Origin of the sequence: Nocardiopsis camelliae, from assembly GCF_028993595.1 — a bacterium.
Classification (GTDB): domain Bacteria; phylum Actinomycetota; class Actinomycetes; order Streptosporangiales; family Streptosporangiaceae; genus Nocardiopsis; species Nocardiopsis dassonvillei.
Genome location: NZ_CP118614.1, coordinates 2326691 through 2344795, shown reverse-complemented (window position 1 = coordinate 2344795; position 18105 = coordinate 2326691). Strand labels below are relative to the sequence as shown.

Sequence of the window (18105 nt, the reverse complement as noted above, 5' to 3'; positions counted from 1 at the left end):
GCGTACGCGCTCCTCGTCGCTGAGGGGTGGGGTCACGGTCACGCTATACCGGCGGGTCCGGCTCCTCCAGGCTCCCTCGGGGAGTGGGGGTCGCACCCCGTGGACGGCGGCGCGGAATCACCACCGAAGCCCCATAAACGACATATATCCCACAAAAGGGATTCCACCCAGAAACCTCTTAATATTCCATGCCCGTAAAACACTGTTACCTATGGACTTGGGCGACAGGGAAAACCTACGGTGGAGGCTCGCGCTTACCCCCAGCGGTGAGGAGAATCGGCCATGACCGCGGCTCCCGAGGTTCCGGACATCCTTTCCCCGGAATTCCTTGCCAACCCCTATCCCGCCTACCGCGCCATGCGCGAGCGGGCGCCTCTGTTCTGGCACGAGGCCACCCGGAGCTACGTCGTCTCCCGGTACGAGGACGTCCGGCGCGCCTTCCGGGACGAGGCCTTCACCACCCGCAACTACGACTGGCAGCTGGAACCGGTGCACGGGCGCACCATCCTGCAACTGGACGGACGCGAGCACGCGGTGCGCCGCGCCCTGGTGGCACCGGCCTTCCGCGGCAGCGAACTGCGCGAGCGGTTCTGGCCCGTCATCGAGCGCAACAGCGGCGAGCTGATCGACGCCTTCCGGCACACGGGCGAGGTGGACCTGGTCGCGCAGTTCGCCACCCGCTTCCCCGTCAACGTCATCGCGGACATGCTCGGCCTGGAACGGGCCGACCACGACCGGTTCCACCGCTGGTACACCGCGATCATCGCCTTCCTGGGCAACCTGTCGCAGGACCCGCGGGTGGCCGAGGAGGGGCTGCGCACCCGCGAGGAGTTCGCCGCGTACATGCTGCCGACCATCCGCGAGCGGCGGGCGGACCCGGGCGGGGACCTGCTGTCCGCCCTGTGCACCGCAGAGGTCGACGGCACCCGGATGAGCGACGAGGACGTCAAGGCCTTCTGCAGCCTGCTGCTCGCCGCGGGCGGGGAGACCACCGACAAGGCCGTATCCAGCATGTTCGCCAACCTGGTCACCCACTCCGAGCAGCTCGCGCGGGTGCGCGAGGACCGCAGCCTGATCCCGCGCGCGTTCGCCGAGACGCTGCGCTACACCCCGCCCGTGCAGATGATCATGCGCCAGCCCGCGCACGACGTGGAACTGGGCGGCGGGACCGTGCCCGCCGGGGCGACCGTCATCTGCCTGATCGGCTCGGCCAACCGCGACGGCGACCGCTTCGCCGACCCCGACTCCTTCGACATCCACCGGGCCGAACTCGGGGACGCCACCTCGTTCTCCGCCGCGGCCGAGCACCTGGCCTTCGCCCTGGGGCGCCACTTCTGCGTGGGCGCCCTCCTGGCCGAGGCGGAGGTGCGGGTGGCGACCAACCAGCTGCTGGACGCCATGCCCGACGTCCGCCTGGCCGAGGGCGTCACCCTGGAGGAGACGGGGGTCTTCACCCGGGGGCTGACCCGGCTGCCGCTGCGCTTCACGCCGGTCCCCTCCCCGGGCTGAGCGGCGCCGCGGCGCGCGTCCGCCCCCTACCGCTGCGGCGTGAAGCGCGCCGGGAGCTCGAACAGTCCGCGCATCCACAGCGACGGCCGCCACTCCAGCCGCTCCGGGGGCACCGCCAGCCGCACGTCCGGCAGCCGGTCCAGCAGGCTCTCCACCGCCGTGCGGGCGATCGTCTCCGCGATCTCCGGTGCCGGGAAGGGGCACCCGTGCTCGCCGTGGCCGAAGGACATCTGCGCGCGGTTGCCGCCGTAGACGTCGGGGAGCCCCGCGTGCAGGCGGGGGTCGGCGTTGGCCGCCGACAGCCCCAGCACCAGCATGTCGCCGCGCCGGATGCCGCGGCCGCCCAGTTCACAGGCCTGCACGGCCCACCGGCCGATGAAGTTCTGCGTGGGGGTGTTCTTCCACAGCACCTCGTTGAGGGCCTCCCCCGCGCTGCTGCGCCCGCCCCGCAGGTCGAGGGAGAACTGGTCGTCGGTCAGCATCAGGCGCAGGGCGTTGCCGATCCAGTTGCCCGTGGGCGCCTGGGCGGCGGCGAGGACCACCAGCAGGTCGACGACCGCCTCGGCGTCGCTCAGCCCCGCCGGGTGCAGCAGCAGCCGCGAGGGCACGTCGTCGCGGGGCGCGGCGCGGCGGTCGACGACCAGGGCGTCCAGGCGGGCGTGCAGGCGCCGGTGGGCGCCACCCGCGTCCGCGGTGACGTCGAGCGAGAGCACGACGTCGCGCACCAGCGCCGGTACCTCCGCCTCCGGCAGGCCGTAGAGGCGGGCGACCACCATCGCGGGGATCTGGTGGGCGTACTGCGAGACCATGTCGGCCTCGCCCTGCGCGCGGAAGGCGTCGACGAGCGTGTCGGCGGCCCGCTGGCACAGGGCCCTGAGGTCGGTGCGGTCCACGGCGTCCAGGGCGTCGCCGATCGCGCCCGCGCGCCGCTGGTGCTCGGCCCCCTCGGCGAACATGACCGAGGGCGTCCACATCACGTAGGGCAGGAGCGGCCAGTCGCGGCCGACGCGGTCCCACTGGTTCCAGCGGCGGCAGTCGCGGGCGAACCACTCGGGTCTGCTGGTGACGTGGTGCAGCTCCCGGTAGCCCATGACGAACCACGCCGGAACGTCGCCGTCGAGCAGCACGGGCGCGACCGGGCCGTAGCGCCCGCGCAGCTCCTCGTAGAGCCCGGCGGGGTCGCGGGCGATGTCGGGGCCGTAGAAGCGGGCGGCGGCCGCGTGGGCCGGGGAGGGTGGCGGCGGGCCGCTGCTGGCCGGTGCCGCGGCCTCCGGGCCCGGGGTGTGGTTCACGTCGTCTCCTGCGGGGTCGGCGCGGGCACGGGTGCGAACGCCGACGTCGGCGCGGGCGGGTACCCGGCCACGGGTCCGGACACGTGCTGGACGAGGGTGATCAGGACGTCGCGGCTGGACTCGCGGCTGCGGGCGTCGCAGTCCACCAGGGGGACCCGCTCGGACAGGTCCAGAGCGCGGCGCACCTCGGGCAGGTCGGGACCGGGGCCGAAGCGGTTCACCGCGACGACGAAGGGCGTGCGGTGGTGTTCGAGCCGGTCCACGGCGTACCAGGAGTCCTGGATGCGGTCGGTGTCCACGAGCACGACCGCGCCCAGGCTGCCCTCGAACAGCTGGTTCCACAGGAACCAGAACCGCTTCTGGCCGGGTGCGCCGAAGAGGTAGAGCACCCGCCGCTCGTCCACGGTGACGCGCCCGAAGTCGAAGGCCGCCGTGGTGGTGCGCTTGTCCCGGACGGCGCTGATGTCGTCGATCCCGGCGCTGGCCTGGGTCATGACCTCCTCGGTGCTCACCGGGCGCATCTCGCTGACGGAGCCGACCAGGGTGGTCTTGCCGACGCCGAACCCGCCGACGACGACGATCTTGAGCGCGTTGTCGGCCGTCGCTGCGAGCGGTGCCCGGCGCGGCTGGGCGAGCCGTTCAGAGTCGTTGGAGGGCAAGGAGCACCTGCTTCAGGGTCTCGGGGTCGTGTCCGGCCTCCTGCCGGGCGGGGACCACCGGGTGGCGGGCCGTCACCCGCCCCGTGTCCAGCAGGTCCAGCAGGAGGATCCGCACGACGCTGACGGGGAGCCGCAGCTCCGCGGACAGCTCCACCACGGCGGTCGGGTACGCGCACAGGCGCAGGATCGCGGCGTGCTCGGACTGCATGCCGGGCGCGGGGTCGCACTCGGCGACGACGAGGGTGACCGCGTCGAGGGCGCGGGTGTCCGCGTCGGAGCGCCCGCCGGTCACGGTGTACAGGCGGTCGGGGGCCTCTCCCCGGAGGGAGTCGTGATGGGTCACCGCTGCTCGGTGCCCGCGGGGGCCCGCTCGCCACGGCGCGGGGCGGCCGTCAGGAAGCCGCCGATCCGCTCGACGAGTTCGTTCATGCTGTGGCCGATCACGCCGACGTCGGCGTCCCCGTCGGCGATCACCGCCAGATGGGCGCCCTCCCCGGCGCGGATGATGAGCAGGACGCCTCCGCCGAACTCGGCCATGGCCTGGCCCGCGCCGCCCCGGTCGCCGAACTCGGCGGAGGCGCTCAGGGACAGGCTCTGGATGCCCGCGGCGATGGCGGCGAGCTGGTCGGCGCGGTCGGTGTGCAGTTCGCGGGTGTGGCACATCCTGAGTCCGTCCCTGGACAGCACGAGCACGTGGCGGATGCCGGGTGTGCGGTGGCGCAGGTTCTCCAGAAGCCAGTCGAGGCTGGTGTCCATGGTGTTCATCGGGGTCGCGGGGCAGTCGCGCGCGGGTCCGGTCGCGTGCCCCTCCCTCCGTTTCTCTTCTCTACTCTTCGGCTCGTTGTGGCTGGCGGGCGTTGCGGAAGGACGCGAACCTGGTGCCGGGGTCACCGCCGGGCGCAGGCGCGGCCGGAGCCGCGGAGAGCTGGTCGGGCTCCTCCCGCAGCGCCGCGGCCAGGGTCTGGCCGCGCCGCCGCCGGGGCAGCCCGGAGGCGGCGCGGGCGGGTGCGGGAGCGGTGCCGGGGCCCGGGGCCGCCGTGCCCGTCCGGAGATCCGGCCCCGAGGCGGGGGCGGGCCCCACGGGGCGCCGGGGGTGGTGCCCGGCGCGCGGGCCGCCGTGCGCGGGTTGGGACTCGGTGACCAGGTGCGGCGGCACGAGGACGACGACGCCGACGCCGCCGCGGGCCGAGGGACGGAAGCTGACGCCGAGCGCGTGCTTGTCGGCCAGTCGACCCACGACCGCCAGGCCCGTGCGGGTGCCGCGCAGCGTGGACAGGTCGCGGGGCTCGGTGACCAGGCTCTCGGCCAGCCTGCGCTCGCGCACGCGCATGCCCAGTCCGCTGTCCTCGACGGTGACGGACAGGCCGGTGTCCTCCTCCTGGACGTAGACGTGCACCTCGGTGCCGTGGGCGGAGAAGTTGGCGGCGTTGTCCATGAGTTCGGCCAGGGCCTGCATGATGCCCTCGGCCGCGTGCCCGGCGATGGAGGCGGTGCTGGTGTTGTGCAGGCGCACACGGCGGTAGGCGCTGATGCGGCCCATGGCTCCGCGCAGGATGCTCTCCATGACGATGGGCCGGGTCCAGCGGCGGCCCGAGCGGCCCTCGGCCAGGACGACGAGGCCGTCGGCGAGGCGGCCGGTGCGGGATACGCCGTGGTCGATGTCCAGGAGGTCGCCGAAGATGCCGGGGCTGTCGCCGTAGCGGTCCTGGAGTTCGCGGAGCTTGGCCAGCAGGGAGGTCAGGTGGGCCTGGATGCGGGCGCCGGAGGCGGCGGTCGTCTCCATGGCCGAGGCGGAGCGGCGGTCGGCGGCCAGTAGCTCCTCCAGCGTGTGCGCGCGCAGGCGGGCGAGGGCTTCGTGGACGGGGGGCAGTTCCTCCCCCAGCGTTTCGGCGGCGCCGACGCGGTCCTCGCGGATGCGGGCGGCCATGAGCGGCAGGCCGACGCGGTCGAGGTCGGCGATCTGCTCCTCCAGCGCGGTGCGCCGGGCCAGGGCGTCGGCGGCGCGCACGCGCGCGGTGTCGAGTTCGGCGGTGACGGTGTGGGTGAGCCGGTGCAGCGCGACGTGGCGGGGCCGGGGGTGCTCGTCGAGGACCTCGCGTGCGGCGCGGCCCGCGCGCAGGCCCTCGACGAGGGCGGGCAGGAGCTCGTCGACCAGGTGCTCGGCCTCGCGTTCGAGGGCCTGGGCGGTGGCGTCGACCCGGGTGCCGTGCTCGCGGGCGGCGCGGGCCGCCGCGGCCTGGTGCGCCGCCGCGGTGACGGCGGCGCACAGGGCGGCCGCGGCCGCGCCGACGGCCAGGGCCACGCTCTGGCGGGCGTCGGGGTGGGCCGTGACGACCGCCCAGGACCAGGCGGGGGCCGCCAGCGCGGTCACGGCGAACAGGGCGGCCAGGGCCTGTCGTCCGGGGCGCGGGGGCCGCCGTCGTCGGTCGGGCGGGTGAACTGGCATGGGCGGGTTCCTCGCGGGGCAATCGTGCGAAGGGGGCGGGGCCGTGCCCGGACCCGTCGCCCGGTCTCCGGGCAGGGGAGGTCCACCCGGTTTTCCCACGGGGAATTCGAGGGCGGACGGAAATCACCGTAGACCACGGGCGAAAGGCACGTGGGCTTTCTCGCGAGGAACCCCGGTCAGACGGCGGAGAAGTGCGCCATCCCGCTTTTTCCGCTCTTCTTAATTCTGACATACCCCCGTATTGCGCACTTGCCGCGCGGCTGCTCGGTTCAGGCGAAGAGGAGGAAGAGCGCGAGGACCACCGCGAGGAAGACCAGCGTGCCGATCGCGGAGTGGCGCCGGGAGGCGGCGCCCGCGTCGTCGGCGCGCGCGGGCAGACCGGGCCAGCACAGCACCGCGGCCGCGGCGGCCCCCGCGCTCAGTGCCACGTCCAGGTACCAGACCGCCACGGGGAAGACCGCCCATGTGGTCAGCAGCAGTGAGAGCACCAGGAAGAGGAGCGTGTTGACCGTCCGGTTCAGCACGTCCCAGCGGTCCGCGAAGCGGAACCTGCCCCGGCCGCGGAGCCGCAGGAGGACGTCCGCCGCGCTCAGGACGCAGACGCCGTTGAGGAACGCGGCCCCGACGTAGGGCAGCACATCCATCACGCTCATCGGGCGTCCTCCCCCGTCAGCAGCTCCAGGACGGGGTCTTCCAGCCCGGTGGTCGTGTTGCCGAAGGCCAGCACCGCGCGCCCGCCCTCCCGGTCCAGGGCGACCATGGAGGAGAAGCCGCCGGTGCCGCCGTTGTGCCAGGTGACCTCGGTACCGCCGTACTCCTGCGTGACCCAGGCGAACCCGATCCGGCGGTCCGGCCCGTCGTCCCAGCGCGGTTCCAGTGCCGCCGCGCCCGGGGCGGTGCCCTCCAGCAGCGCCCCGGCGAAACGCGCCATGTCGGCGGGGGTGGAGCGCACGCCCCCGGTGGGCGCGTAGGCGCGGGCCAGCCAGGGGTCGGCCCGGCGCCCCCTGTCGGTGTAGCCCCGGGTCGCGTCCTCGGGCAGGTCGTCCCCGGAGTCGGGCAGGGTCGTGTCGTCCATCCCCAGGGGGTCGAGCAGCCGCTCGCGCAGCAGAGTGGCGTAGTCGGTCCCGGCGGCGTTGGCCAGAGCGTGGCCCAGGATCGCGGTGCCCATGTTGGAGTAGTGGGACTCGCCGCGGTCGGACAGCTCCGCCGCGGCCACCTGCGCGACCAGGTCGTCGTAGTCGTAGGGGTAGGGGTCGTTGCCCAGGTAGGAGGCCGCCGCCGAGACCACGATGTCGGGCAGGCGGGGGGAGAGCCGGGGCAGGCCGGAGCGGTGGCTGGTCAGCTCGGCCAGGGTGACGTCGGCGGCGGGGGCGCCGTCCAGCTCGACCAGCTCCCCGAGCCGGGTGTCCGCGGTGACCTCGCCGCGTTCCACGGCGACGGCGAGCAGCATCCCGGTCATGCCCTTGGTGACCGAGCCGATCTCGTAGTCGGTGCCGTCGTCGGCGCCGAAGTGCGCGAAACCCACCCGTCCGCCGTCGACCTCGACGACGCTGACGCGGTCGCGCACGCCCTCGGACAGCAGCGGGCGGGCCCGGTCCAGGAGCCCGGGGTCCCCGGACTCCTCGGCGGACAGGGCGGATGTGTGCGGCCGTGCGGCGATCCCGAGTACGACGACCAGGACGGCCGCCGCACAGGCGACCGCGACGGTCCCTCTTCTGGCTCTCACGGAACCCTCCTTACTGGGGCGCTCCCCCGGCCGCCGTGAGGATGGCGAGCAGGGGGACGACGCGTTCCGGTGGAATGGCGTAGTGGCCGCGCCGGACGGTGATGAGCCATCCGGCGGCGGCGAGCAGGTTGACGTGGTGGTAGATCTGGCCGGTCGTGCCGAAGTCGGAGCGCTCGGCCAGTGCGGCGACGGTCCCGGTTCCCCTCCAGACCGCCTGTAGCAGCTGGAGCCGGACGGGATTGCCCAGGGCGTCGAGGCTGGCGGCGTGGCGGGCCCAGTCGGACTCCTCCAGGCGCTCGACCGGCAGTCCCTGCTGCCACTCCAGCGCGTTCTCCTCCCCCTCGCCGTCGCGGACGATCCCCGCGAAGACCACGCCGCCGTGTCCGGTGACGCGCTCCCGCAGGGCGTTGAGCGCGAAGAACACGTCTCCGAGCGCCTCGGCCCGGGGTGTCTCGGCCGCGCGTTCGCCGACCGCCTCCAGGGCGCCGACCCGCGCCTCCAGCTCGGCCAGCCGCTCCTCCGTCGTCCTGTCCACCGCGCCTCCACCTTACATGCTTTTCCGTAATTACGTAATTTTAGATTACCAGGCCCGTGAGCTTTGCCCGATCCGTAGGAACGGGTGGGGTGTCGCTGACCCGAGGAGTCGGATGATGAAGACAAGGCGCGCGGCTCGCGCATCCGCAAGAGGGACACCCGAGCGGCCGTTCCCACGTCCCGGACCGCGCAGAGGCCAGCGGGGACGGCCGGGAAGGATCCATGAACATGCGAACGCAGGCAGCCAACGGCTGGCAGTTCTTCGTCGCGACACTGCTGATCGTCATCGGGGCGGTCAACGTCATCCAGGGGCTGGTGGCGCTCCTGACCCCCGAGTTCTACGCCGCGGCGAGCACGGAGGTGCTCCTGTTGGGGTACACCTCCTGGGGCGTGCTGCTGGGCCTGTGGGGGGCGGTGCTGATCGTCGCCGGTCTGGCCGTGCTGTCCCGCAGCACGTGGGCCCGGGGCTTCGCCCTGATCCTCGCCTCGGTGAACGCCGTCGCCCAACTGGGTTTCGTCATGGCGATGCCGCTGTGGTCGATGGTGGCCATCGCCGTGGACCTGCTGGTGATCTACGGCCTGACCGCCGGCTGGCCCGACCGCGAACGTGAGTCCGGGCGCACCGAACACCACGAGGGCGCCTACCAGAGCGGGTACAACGCCGCCCACGCGGCGCCCAGGCCCGCGCAGTCCCCGGAGGGGGGCGCCGGCTCGCCGCAGCAGACGGCGGGACCGCAGCAGACCACCGGGCAGAACTACTGAGAGCCCCTCCCGGGCCGCCCCCGTTCCCCAGGACGGGGGCGGTTTCGCGCGCCCGGGGGCGGCCGCCGTGGACAGGGCCGGCGGCCGCCGGGGACACGGCAGGGGGCGGCGGCCTCGGCCACCGCCCCCGGCGGGTCGGTCACTCCCCCGCGGAGCGCCTCAGTCCTCTCCCCCGCCCGTGTCGTCGGTGAGGTAGTTGGCCAGGAACCCGAGGACCCCGAAGGCCGCCGCGGCCGCGACCGCGGGGACGAACAGCAGGTCCGAAGTGGTCGTGATCCAGTCCGGCCGCTGCGCGACGACCCCGGCCAGCTGACCGGCGACGAGCAGGACGCCGAGGAGGAAGCAGGCGACGAGGCCCAGCTTGAACAGGGTGCGCACCACGAGGAGGGCGCGGGATCTGATGGTGGTCATGCTCAGCCTCCGAAGACCGGTAGGACGCCCCAACCGATGAGGCAGCCGATCAGGAAGATCGGGATCATGTAGTAGACGATCAGCGGCAGGAAGGTGCTCTCGGGTCGGGCTCCCGTCAGTCCGGCCGCCACGAAGATCGACCCGGACGCGGGCGGCGAGGCCCCCTCGGTGGAGGCGAACACCAGGATGGCGATCACCGCCAGCAGCGGGTCGACGCCCACGCCCACCAGCGCCAGGAAGGAGATCTGCCCGACCGCGGTGAGGGTGGCCGTGGAGGAGAGCGGCCCGGCGACCAGGGCGATCACCAGTCCGACGGCCACCACCAGCAGGACGCGGTTGACCGGCAGGTTCTCCAGCAGGGTGTTGACGTCCTCCGCGAGCCCGAGGCGGGCCAGGATCTCGCTGGCCGCGATGGCGAAGAACAGCAGGGCCCCGATGGTGGCGAACTTGGGCAGGGCGCCGTCGAGCAGGGCCGACCAGTCCCGCGTATTCCGGGGCAGGCGGTCGCGTCCGGCGACGAGGGAGAACACGATGATCAGGATCGGGATCCAGATCAGCAGCGAGATCTCCCCCATGGCCTCGCCGAGCGGGGTGGAGTTCTCCAGGTAGGCGGCCAGGGGGCCCGCCGTGACCACGATCGGGATGAGCGCGCCCAGGAAGATGGTCAGGGCTCCCGCGCCCTGCCGCAGGGACTCGCGCAGGGGCAGCAGGTCGGTCTCGTCGGCCCTGGGGATACCGTCCCTGCGCACGAAGTACGCGATCAGGGCGAACCTGAGCAGGATCTGGTAGGTCCCGGCCGCGAGCAGGCCCATGTAGACCTGGCCGGTACTGACCATGCCCCCGGCGAAGCCGATCATGATGACCATGGAGGCGCTGGGGGGCAGGGCCGCGCCCATCCCCCCGTTGCCGGCCATCACCGTGGCGGCGCGGGTGGGGGACCACCCCGTGCGCACCATCCAGGGGCCGGTGAAGGAGCCGCTGGAGGCGGTGTTGGCGGAGTTGGACCCGGACAGGGCGCCGAAGACCGCGGAACCGGCCGTGTCGATGAAGGCGGGACCGCCGCGGACGCGCCCGAAGAGGGAGTTCAGGATGGCCAGGATCCGCTGGATCAGGCCCGTGACGTCGATCAGGTAGGCCATGAACACGAAGGCCAGGGCCGCGTAGAGCACCTCGTGGGTGAGGGCGTCGACCAGGCCCCGCAGCAGGTACGCGGGCGCCTGTGCCCCGGCGAACAGCGCGGTGACGACCAGTCCGAGCAGCATCGCCTCGCCCATGTTCCGTTTGAACACGACGTTCCAGACGATGATCACGGCGATGAAGGCCGCCAGGGCTAGGAGTGCGATGGGCATGGGTGGACCTTCGGGAGGGGAGTCGGGGAGTGGTGGCGGCCGGGTGCGGCGGGGGACGGATCCGGCCGGGGACCGGCGGGGCGGCGACCGGCGGAGCGGGGACCGGCGGAGCGGGCGCTCACCGGCGTTCCGCCCGGATGGTGGCGCGGCGGCGCTCCTCCTCCGCCACGACCTCGCGGGCCGCGCTCAGGGTCTGCTCCGCCTCCAGGCGGGGGACGAAGAACACCCCGTCGCCGTCGGCGACCACGATGTCCCCGGTGGAGCAGACCGCGCCGCCCACCGAGACCGTCCGGCCCACGTGCCCGGGGCCGTCCTTATAGGGCCCGGCGGGCGAGATCCCGGCCGCCCAGACGGGGAAGCCCAGGTCGCGGAGCTCGTCGGCGTCCCGGACCGCGCCGTCGACCACCATGCCGCGCACGCCCCGGTTGAGGGCGCGTTCGGCGATGAGCTCGCCCAGCAGGGCGCGTGAGGTGTCGCCCCCGCCGTCCACGACCAGGACGTCCCCCGGCCGCGCGACGGCCAGCGCCCGGTGCAGGGCGCGGTTGTCGCCGGGGCGGGTCAGGACGGTGAGTGCCCGGCCGGTGACGCTCGCCCCGGGCCAGACCGGGCGGACGCGCGAGGAGACGAAGCCCAGCCGGTCGCGGCCGTCGCCGATGGCGGCGGTGGGGACGCCGGCGTAGGCGTCGGCCAGTTCGCGCGCGTCCTCCCCGCCCGAGCGCGCCAGGAACAGGTGGCGGTCGGCGGCCCCGGTGCTCACCTGTGCCTGGACGCCCAGTTCATCGAGGAGTTCGACGCTGGAGCGGAGTTCGTGCGCCCTGCGCAGGGCGTGCAGGCGCGTGCCCTTGTCCAGGCGCTCCAGCGCGGAGGTGCCGTCGGCGAGCGCGTCGGCGACCTGTGTGCGCATCCACGCCTCCTCCCCCGCGGCCCTTCCGGCGTCCACGGCCTCGGTGATCAGGGCTCCCAGGCCCTTCATGAAGACACTGCGCAGCAGCTTTCGCCGTGACGCGGCCCCGACCTCGCCGCCGACGGGCTCGGCGTCGGAGCCCACCGCCCGGAGCAGCCGGGCGGCGGCCTCGGAGGCGGGACCGGAGAGCAGGACGTTGACCTCGGCACCGTACCTGAGCACCGAACCGATGATCGCACCGTCCACGACCTGGGCGGATTCCCCCAGAGCCGCCTCCACCCCGGTCTTGGTGGCCGGGGAGGCGGCGTTGAGGTCCACGTACACCGCGTCCCTGCGCAGCAGCGGCCGGGCGTCCTCGGCCGCGGTCACCGCGTACGCGGCCGTGGTGAGGCTGAGGACCAGGTCGGCGTCGGCGACCGCCTCGCCGGTCGAGGCGGCCCGCGCCACCCCCTCGGGCGTCCGCGCCCCCGGCGAGGGGTCGTAGCCGACGGTCTGCCAACCGGCGGCCGCGAACGCGCCGGCGTAGACGGCACCGGCTTCTCCGAGCCCGAGCACGGCGACCTTCATGATCCCACCCTCTATCATTGAGTGATAGCTTCTGTTGCCTGTTGATAGTGAGTGTGACCTGCGACGCTTCGCGGTGTCAACCTGCCGGAAACCCGTCCGCTACGTTGAGGGGAGGGCGGCGATGCGCGCATCGCCTTGGGGGCGGGCACATCGGCCCCCTCCCGGGACAGGGCGAAGCCCCGGGACAGGACGAACGACGACGGAAGGGCGGGCGAGGGCACGGATGGGAGCGACGGCTGGGGGTGGCAACCAGGGGCGCACCCTGGACCGGGCTCTGGACGTGCTGGAGTGCCTGGAGCGGGCGCGCGGCCCCCTGCGGCTCAGCGACATCGCGCGGGAGAGCGGGCTCCACCTGGCCACGACGCAGCGCACCGTCAACCAGCTCGTACGGCGCGGATACGTCCAGCAGGAGCGCCTGGGCTACTCGCTCGGGCCGGTGGTGCTGTCCCTGGCGCACTCCTTCGTCGTCAACGACCGCCTCTGCAGCGTCGCGACGCCGATCCTCACCGAACTGTCGGCCACGACCGGTCTGACCTCGTCGGTCTACGTGCGCTCGGGACAGGAGCGCATCCTCATCGCGCGCGTGGACGGAGCCGACCCGCTGCGCTACCAGTTCCCGATCGGGCGCCGGGTGCCCCTCTACATCGGCGGCGGCAAGGTGCTGCTCAGCGACTGGGACGACCAGGAGCTCGACGCCTACCTCGCCGACCACGCCGAGGTGCGCCTGGCCTCGGGCAGGACCCAGGACGCCGCCGACCTCCGGGCGCAGATCGAGCGGATCCGGGAGGTCGGCTACCACCTCGCCGAGTCCGAGCGCGAGCCCGGCGCCCTCAGCCTGACCCGGCTGCTGTACGACTCCGAGGGCGAGGCCCTGGGCGCCGTCAACCTGGTGACCACCAGTGACAGGACCAGTCCCGGGGAGTTGTTGTCCCAGCTTCCGGAGCTGTCACGGGGCGCCAACGCCATCGGGGTGCGCGCCTGAGGCGTCCCCCGGCGGGGCGGGCGGCCGACGGGGGCGGGCGGGCCGCGCTCGGGGCCCGGCCGGGTAGGTTCCGGGCATGGACGTTGCGGGCATGGACGACGGCTGGCGGGCGGACCGGGTCGGGAGCGCGCTGCGGGGCGCCAACCCCACCGTGCTGCGGCGTCTGGATGCGGGCTTCGCGGTGATCGGGGACGTCCAGTTCCTGCCGGGGTACTCGGTGCTGCTCACGGACCGCCCGGAGGCGGGGAGGCTGACGGACCTGCCCCGACCCGAACGGCTGGCGTTCCTGTCCGGCATGGAACGGCTCGGCGAGGCGGTCGAGCTGGTCTGCCGACGCCGCGACCCGGCGTTCCGGCGGGTCAACCTGGAGATCCTGGGCAACACCGACGCGTTCCTGCACGCGCACGTGTGGCCGCGGTTCGACTGGGAGCCGCCCGACCTGGTGGGCAGGCCGGTGTGGCTCCACCCGCGGGACAGGTGGACCGACCCGCGGCACGCGCTCGGCCCGCGGCACGACGTGCTGCGCGAGGCGATCGGCGCCGAACTGGACCGCCTGCGGGAGGCGGACTGACCGGACCCGGGGTCAGTCGCGGTACAACTCCGCCAGGGCGTCGGCGTAGCGCTCCCGGACGACCCGGCGCCGGAGCTTGAGCGAGGGGGTCAGCTCACCGGTGTCCGGGCCCCACTCGCCCGGGAGCAGCCGGTGGCGCCTGACCCCCTCCGCGCGGCTGAACCGGGCGTTGGCCGCCGCGACCGCGCGTTCGGCCTCCGCCGCCACCTCGGGGTGGGCGACCAGCGCCTCCCAGTCCCCGCCGGTGTCGATGCCCCGGGCGGCCGCCCACACCGGCAGCGTCTCGCGGTCGGGCACCAGCAGCGCCACCAGGTAGGGCCTGCGGTCCCCGTGCACGTAGGCCTGGCCGACGATCGGGTGCTCCTTGAGGGCGTTCTCCACCGGCGCGGGCGCGACGTTCTTGCCCTGGGAGGTGACGATGAGCTCCTTCTTGCGGTCGGTGATCCACAGGTAGCCGTCCCCGTCGAGGCGGCCGACGTCGCCGGTGGCGAACCATCCCCCGGCGTCGGTGGCCGGGCGCACCGAACCGTCCGGCTGGAGGTAGCCGCCGAAGACCGACTCCCCGCGCAGCCACACCTCGCCGTCCTCGGCCACCCGCACCCGCACGCTCGCGATGGGGCGGCCGACCGAGCCCAGCCGGAAGCCGGTGGCGGGGCTGTTGACGGTGGCCACGCCCACGGACTCGGTGAGACCCCAGGCGTCCATGACCACGACCCCGAACCCGGCCCAGAACCGCACCACGTCCAGCGGCATCGGCGCGGAGGCGCTGGAGGCCCAGCTCACCCGGTCCAGGCCCACCTGGGCCAACAGGGGAAGCAGGACCTCGGCCCGGGCCCGCTCGAAGCGTTCCCCGAGTTCGGCGGGCACCTCCTCGCCGCGCTCGCGGTGGGCGACGTGCTCGGCGGCCACGGCCGTGGCCGCGTCCACGGCGGCGCGCCTCTCCTCGGGCATGCGGGCGAGCCCCGCGCGCAGGGCGGAGGCGAACTTCTCCCACACCCGGGGAACCCCGAAGAACTGGGGCGGGCGCACGTGCCGCAGGACCCCGGGCAGGTCCTGGAGGCTTTCGCACATCCACACGTGGGAGGCGCGGAAGACCGGCAGGTAGAGGCCGAGCATGCGTTCGGCGATGTGGGCCAGGGGCAGGTAGCACACGTGGTCGGGGTGCTCGGGGAGGGTGGGAAGGGCGGGGTGGTCGGGGAGGGTGGGGTGGTCGGGGAGGGTGGGGTGGTCGGGGAGGGTGGGGTGGTCGGGGTGCTCGGGGAGGGCGATGGCCGCGTCCAGGGCGGTGGCGTTGGCGAGCACGTCTCGGTGCGTGACGGCCACGCCCTTGGGGTCCCCGGTGGTCCCGGAGGTGTAGACGACGGTGAGCAGGTCGTCGGGGGTCAGGTCGCGCCAGCGTTCGAAGGCCGTCCCGGCGGGGGTGGCCGGAATGACGGAGGTGGGGGCGGCAGGAGCGGCGGGGACGCTCTCCAGGCAGGCGTAGTCGGTGTGGCCGCGGCCGGGGTCGGCCCCGTCCACGACGACCAGTGCGGCCAGGGGCACTTCGGGGTCGGCGAGCAGGCCCTCCCACACGGCGGCGGCCGCGGTGTCCCCCACCACGGCGAGACGGGCGCGGCTGTGCCGGGCGATGTGGGCGACCTGTTCGGAGGCGGCGGTGTCGTAGACCGTGGTGGGAACGGCTCCCGCGTGGACGAGGGCGAGGTCGGACAGCCAGTGCTCGGGGCGGTTGCCCATCATGAGCAGGACGTGGTCGCCGGGTTCGACGCCCAGGGCGGCGTAGCCCTCGGCGAGCGCGGCGACGCGGTCGCGCACCCGCGACCAGGTCAGGGTGGTCCAGCCGCCGCCGTCCGGCGCGCGCCAGGACAGGGCGGGTGCGTCGGGGTAGTCGGCGGCGTTGCGGGCGAGCAGGCTCGGAAGGGTTCGTCCGGTGGGGGGCATGGGCGCTCCTGGGTCCGGGATCTCCGTGCACGGCCGACGGGGGGTGTCGGGTGCACTGGTCCCTACCCAGGAAACGGGTGCCCCGCTCTGGGTGCCTCGCTCTGGGTGCCGAGGGGTCGGCGGCCCGGAGCGGGGTCACCGACCCCTCGGCGGCCGGAGCGGAGCCGTCCCCTCGACGGCCGGAACGGGGCCCTCCTCTCGGTGGCCGGAGCGGGGCTGATGCCCCGGCGCCCGGAGCGGAGCCGGGCTCAGCGCTTGCGCGGGTGCAAGTGACTGGTGACGGCCAGCCGGTTGTAGAGGTTCATCATGGCGATACCGGCGATGAGCGCGGCCAGTTCCTGGTCCTCGAAGTGCTCGGCGGCACCCTCGTAGGCCTCGTCGGACACCCCGTGCTCGCCCAGGCGGGTGATCTCGTCGGTGAGCGCCAGAGCGGCCCGCTCGGCGTCGGTGAAGATCTCACCGGCCTCGTACCAGGCGGACACGAGGAAGAGCCGCTGCTGGGACTCCCCCGCTTCCAGGGCGCGCTGGGTGTGCAGGTCGATGCAGAAGGAGCACCCGTTGAGCACCGAGGCGCGGAGCTTGACCAGTTCCAGCAGGCCGAGGTCCAGGTGTCCGGAGATGACCTTGTCGATCTCATCCAGTTTGCTGTAGACCTCGGGAAGCTTCTTCGCCCAGATCACGCGTTCTTTCGCCACGGGGGCCGCCCTCCTCGTCGAACACTTTCACCGTCCCGGTCCTAGCCGGGACCCGGACCACAACGCTACCAACGGGGTCCGGGCGCTGCTGGGTCAAGGCCGGAACCGGATAGGAAAGGGAGGAGAGGGGAGGATTCGGGTGGTTTTGGATTTGTTTGTTTTATTTTGGATTGGGTTTCCGCAAGCCGAACCGAAGCGCGGGGGTGCGGAAATTACCGCGCTTCCCTTCATTTTCTTCTCCTTTTCCTACTGCTACCCTCCTGCACCACCACTGAGTCCGAAACCCCATGCCCCAACGCGACAGCGACCACCGGTGAGCTGAAAACCAGGGCCTTGATTTGGTTCGGGTTCGCCGGTCACCGCAGGCAGGGAACGTGGTCCAGGTACGACCGCGACCACAGAAAACGCAAAGGGGAAACGGAAGAAGGAAGGCCGTGGTTGAGGTTCCGTGTACGTGCACGGTCTGTGGCTCGGGTTCCGCGTACGTGTACGGCTTGTGGCTCGGGTTCCACGTATGTACAGGTTCTGTGGCTGAGGTGCCGCGTACGTACAGGGTCTGTGGCCGGGCTTTGCTGCAAGCTCTACAACCCCCTGTCTTCTGGAGGGCGGATACGTGCGCGTTCGTACCACCCCCAGCGGCCGGGGTCTGGGAAGAGTGGACGGTGGCGGCGTGGGGTGGTGGCTGAGCCGCTTATCACGCACTTCGCGGACGTGCTCTCGACCGCGGCACTGGAGAACCGGGGCGAAGCACGCGATGCGCTCACCCCCAGGACAACCGATGTGCGCATCGCGTGGTCCCCAGCACTGGAGAGGACCCCCTATGTCCGAGCGGGGAGCCTGGGACCTACGGCCACCCCCCACACCCCTACCCGGCACTGGTGTTTTCCGTTTGTACCCCGCCGTGTCCGGGGAGGGCAGCACCGCACACGTTCAACCACCACACGGCTGAACTTCAAACCCCCCTGAAGGTGAGCTTCAAACCCCATGGGCTGGGGTTCAAAACCCCCATGGGCTGGCGTGAGCGCGAAAGCAGACCCGCGCCCCGCCACGGGCTGAGGTGTGCGCGATCAGACACCCTCGGCCGACAAAAGCATTAAAAGAACCTCTTAGTGGCTAGCGCGGGCGGGAAAGTGGGTGCTGGCTCACCGCGAGGCTGGTTTTCGAATCTCCACGGACCGGTGTGGGCGCGACCATGCGCCTCAACGGACCGGCCGGGTCTCCTCTTCCGGCCGGTCGGTTCCGAGAACACGTCACTGGTCGGCGACGGGCTCCAGCACGAAGACCGGGATCTCGCGGTCGGTCTTCTTCTGGTAGTCGGCGTAGTCCGGGAACGCCGCGACCGCGCGCTCCCACCAGGCCGCCTTCTCCTCGCCCGTGACCTCACGGGCCACCATGTCCTGGTTCACGGTCCCGTCCCGCAGCTCCACGCGGGGCTCGGCGAGGACGTTGAAGTACCAGACGGGGTGCTTGGGCGCACCGCCGAGCGAGGCGACGGCGGCGTAGCTCCCCTCGTGCTCCACCCGCATCAGCGGTGTCTTGCGCAGCTTGCCGCTCCTGGCCCCGCGCGTGGTGAGCAGGATGACCGGCATCCCGCGCAGGGTCATCCCCTCCCTGCCGCCGGAGCGCTCGATCTGCTCGACCTGGTTGCGCACCCACTCCGTCGGACTCGGCTCGTACTCGCCTTCGAGCGGCATGGAATCGTCTCCCTCGTCGTTGCTCGTCATGCTGGCCGACAGCACTGCCAACATCACTTCCCCACA

18 protein-coding genes are annotated in these 18105 nt (G+C 72.9%); 4 read left to right on the top strand and 14 right to left on the bottom strand.

All coding sequences use genetic code 11. The annotated features are described in order from the left end of the window. Positions 1-282: 282 nt before the first annotated feature. Complete coding sequence (locus PV789_RS10360; protein WP_274977197.1) at positions 283-1509, top strand: cytochrome P450; 1227 nt, start codon at positions 283-285, stop codon at positions 1507-1509. 26 nt (positions 1510-1535) lie between these two features. On the opposite strand, the gene PV789_RS10355 is transcribed toward PV789_RS10360, so the two are convergent. The 8 genes from PV789_RS10355 to PV789_RS10320 all read right to left on the bottom strand — a co-directional run bounded on the left by PV789_RS10355 (position 1536) and on the right by PV789_RS10320 (position 8167). Further along, entirely contained in the window at positions 1536-2801 is a 1266-nt protein-coding gene (locus PV789_RS10355; protein WP_274977196.1) for a cytochrome P450, read from the bottom strand. Continuing rightward, a complete protein-coding gene (locus PV789_RS10350; RefSeq protein WP_274977195.1) occupies positions 2798-3460 on the bottom strand; it encodes a GTP-binding protein in 663 nt (220 codons plus the stop codon). The genes PV789_RS10355 and PV789_RS10350 overlap by 4 nt, the downstream gene beginning before the upstream one ends. Next, on the bottom strand, positions 3441-3803 hold the full coding sequence (locus PV789_RS10345) for a DUF742 domain-containing protein (RefSeq protein ID WP_274977194.1): 363 nt from the start codon (positions 3801-3803) through the stop codon (positions 3441-3443). The genes PV789_RS10350 and PV789_RS10345 overlap by 20 nt, the downstream gene beginning before the upstream one ends. Further along, entirely contained in the window at positions 3800-4225 is a 426-nt protein-coding gene (locus PV789_RS10340; RefSeq protein WP_274977193.1) for a roadblock/LC7 domain-containing protein, read from the bottom strand. Before PV789_RS10340 ends, PV789_RS10345 begins: the two co-directional genes overlap by 4 nt. Positions 4226-4286: 61 nt before the next feature. Beyond that, on the bottom strand, positions 4287-5906 hold the full coding sequence (locus PV789_RS10335) for a sensor histidine kinase (protein ID WP_274977192.1): 1620 nt from the start codon (positions 5904-5906) through the stop codon (positions 4287-4289). Between the two features lie 269 nt (positions 5907-6175). Beyond that, positions 6176-6559: a hypothetical protein gene (locus PV789_RS10330; protein ID WP_274977191.1), complete on the bottom strand. Its 384-nt coding sequence runs from the start codon at positions 6557-6559 to the stop codon at positions 6176-6178. Further along, positions 6556-7632, bottom strand: a complete 1077-nt coding sequence (locus tag PV789_RS10325) for a serine hydrolase domain-containing protein (RefSeq protein WP_274977190.1) — start codon at positions 7630-7632, stop codon at positions 6556-6558. The genes PV789_RS10330 and PV789_RS10325 overlap by 4 nt, the downstream gene beginning before the upstream one ends. Before the next feature lie 10 nt (positions 7633-7642). Continuing rightward, the gene (locus PV789_RS10320; RefSeq protein WP_274977189.1) at positions 7643-8167 is read right to left on the bottom strand and encodes an ArsR/SmtB family transcription factor; all 525 of its coding nucleotides are present in this window, start codon (positions 8165-8167) and stop codon (positions 7643-7645) included. A gap of 227 nt (positions 8168-8394) precedes the next feature. Between PV789_RS10320 and PV789_RS10315 the strand changes: the two genes are divergently transcribed. Then, positions 8395-8928 carry a DUF7144 family membrane protein gene (locus PV789_RS10315; RefSeq protein ID WP_274977188.1) on the top strand — a complete coding sequence of 178 codons (534 nt, stop codon included), beginning with the start codon at positions 8395-8397 and terminating at the stop codon, positions 8926-8928. 159 nt (positions 8929-9087) lie between these two features. Here PV789_RS10315 and PV789_RS10310 read toward each other — a convergent pair whose 3' ends face one another. The 3 genes from PV789_RS10310 to PV789_RS10300 form a co-directional block, all read right to left on the bottom strand. Next, the gene (locus tag PV789_RS10310) at positions 9088-9339 is read right to left on the bottom strand and encodes a hypothetical protein (protein WP_274977187.1); all 252 of its coding nucleotides are present in this window, start codon (positions 9337-9339) and stop codon (positions 9088-9090) included. 2 nt (positions 9340-9341) lie between these two features. After that, the gene (locus tag PV789_RS10305) at positions 9342-10688 is read right to left on the bottom strand and encodes a TRAP transporter large permease subunit (protein ID WP_274977186.1); all 1347 of its coding nucleotides are present in this window, start codon (positions 10686-10688) and stop codon (positions 9342-9344) included. A gap of 118 nt (positions 10689-10806) precedes the next feature. Beyond that, a complete protein-coding gene (locus tag PV789_RS10300; RefSeq protein WP_274977185.1) occupies positions 10807-12159 on the bottom strand; it encodes an RraA family protein in 1353 nt (450 codons plus the stop codon). Positions 12160-12382: 223 nt separating this feature from the next. Between PV789_RS10300 and PV789_RS10295 the strand changes: the two genes are divergently transcribed. Both PV789_RS10295 and PV789_RS10290 read left to right on the top strand, forming a co-directional pair. Further along, positions 12383-13141, top strand: coding sequence for an IclR family transcriptional regulator (locus PV789_RS10295; RefSeq protein WP_274977184.1), 759 nt, complete (start codon positions 12383-12385; stop codon positions 13139-13141). A 76-nt stretch (positions 13142-13217) separates the two neighbouring features. Further along, positions 13218-13712: an HIT family protein gene (locus tag PV789_RS10290; RefSeq protein WP_274977183.1), complete on the top strand. Its 495-nt coding sequence runs from the start codon at positions 13218-13220 to the stop codon at positions 13710-13712. Between the two features lie 12 nt (positions 13713-13724). Here PV789_RS10290 and PV789_RS10285 read toward each other — a convergent pair whose 3' ends face one another. The 3 genes from PV789_RS10285 to PV789_RS10275 form a co-directional block, all read right to left on the bottom strand. Beyond that, on the bottom strand, positions 13725-15650 hold the full coding sequence (locus PV789_RS10285) for an AMP-dependent synthetase/ligase (protein ID WP_274977182.1): 1926 nt from the start codon (positions 15648-15650) through the stop codon (positions 13725-13727). A gap of 248 nt (positions 15651-15898) precedes the next feature. Further along, positions 15899-16345 carry a carboxymuconolactone decarboxylase family protein gene (locus PV789_RS10280; RefSeq protein WP_248774427.1) on the bottom strand — a complete coding sequence of 149 codons (447 nt, stop codon included), beginning with the start codon at positions 16343-16345 and terminating at the stop codon, positions 15899-15901. 1250 nt (positions 16346-17595) lie between these two features. Continuing rightward, positions 17596-18039 carry a nitroreductase family deazaflavin-dependent oxidoreductase gene (locus PV789_RS10275; RefSeq protein ID WP_274978107.1) on the bottom strand — a complete coding sequence of 148 codons (444 nt, stop codon included), beginning with the start codon at positions 18037-18039 and terminating at the stop codon, positions 17596-17598. Positions 18040-18105: the final 66 nt, after the last annotated feature.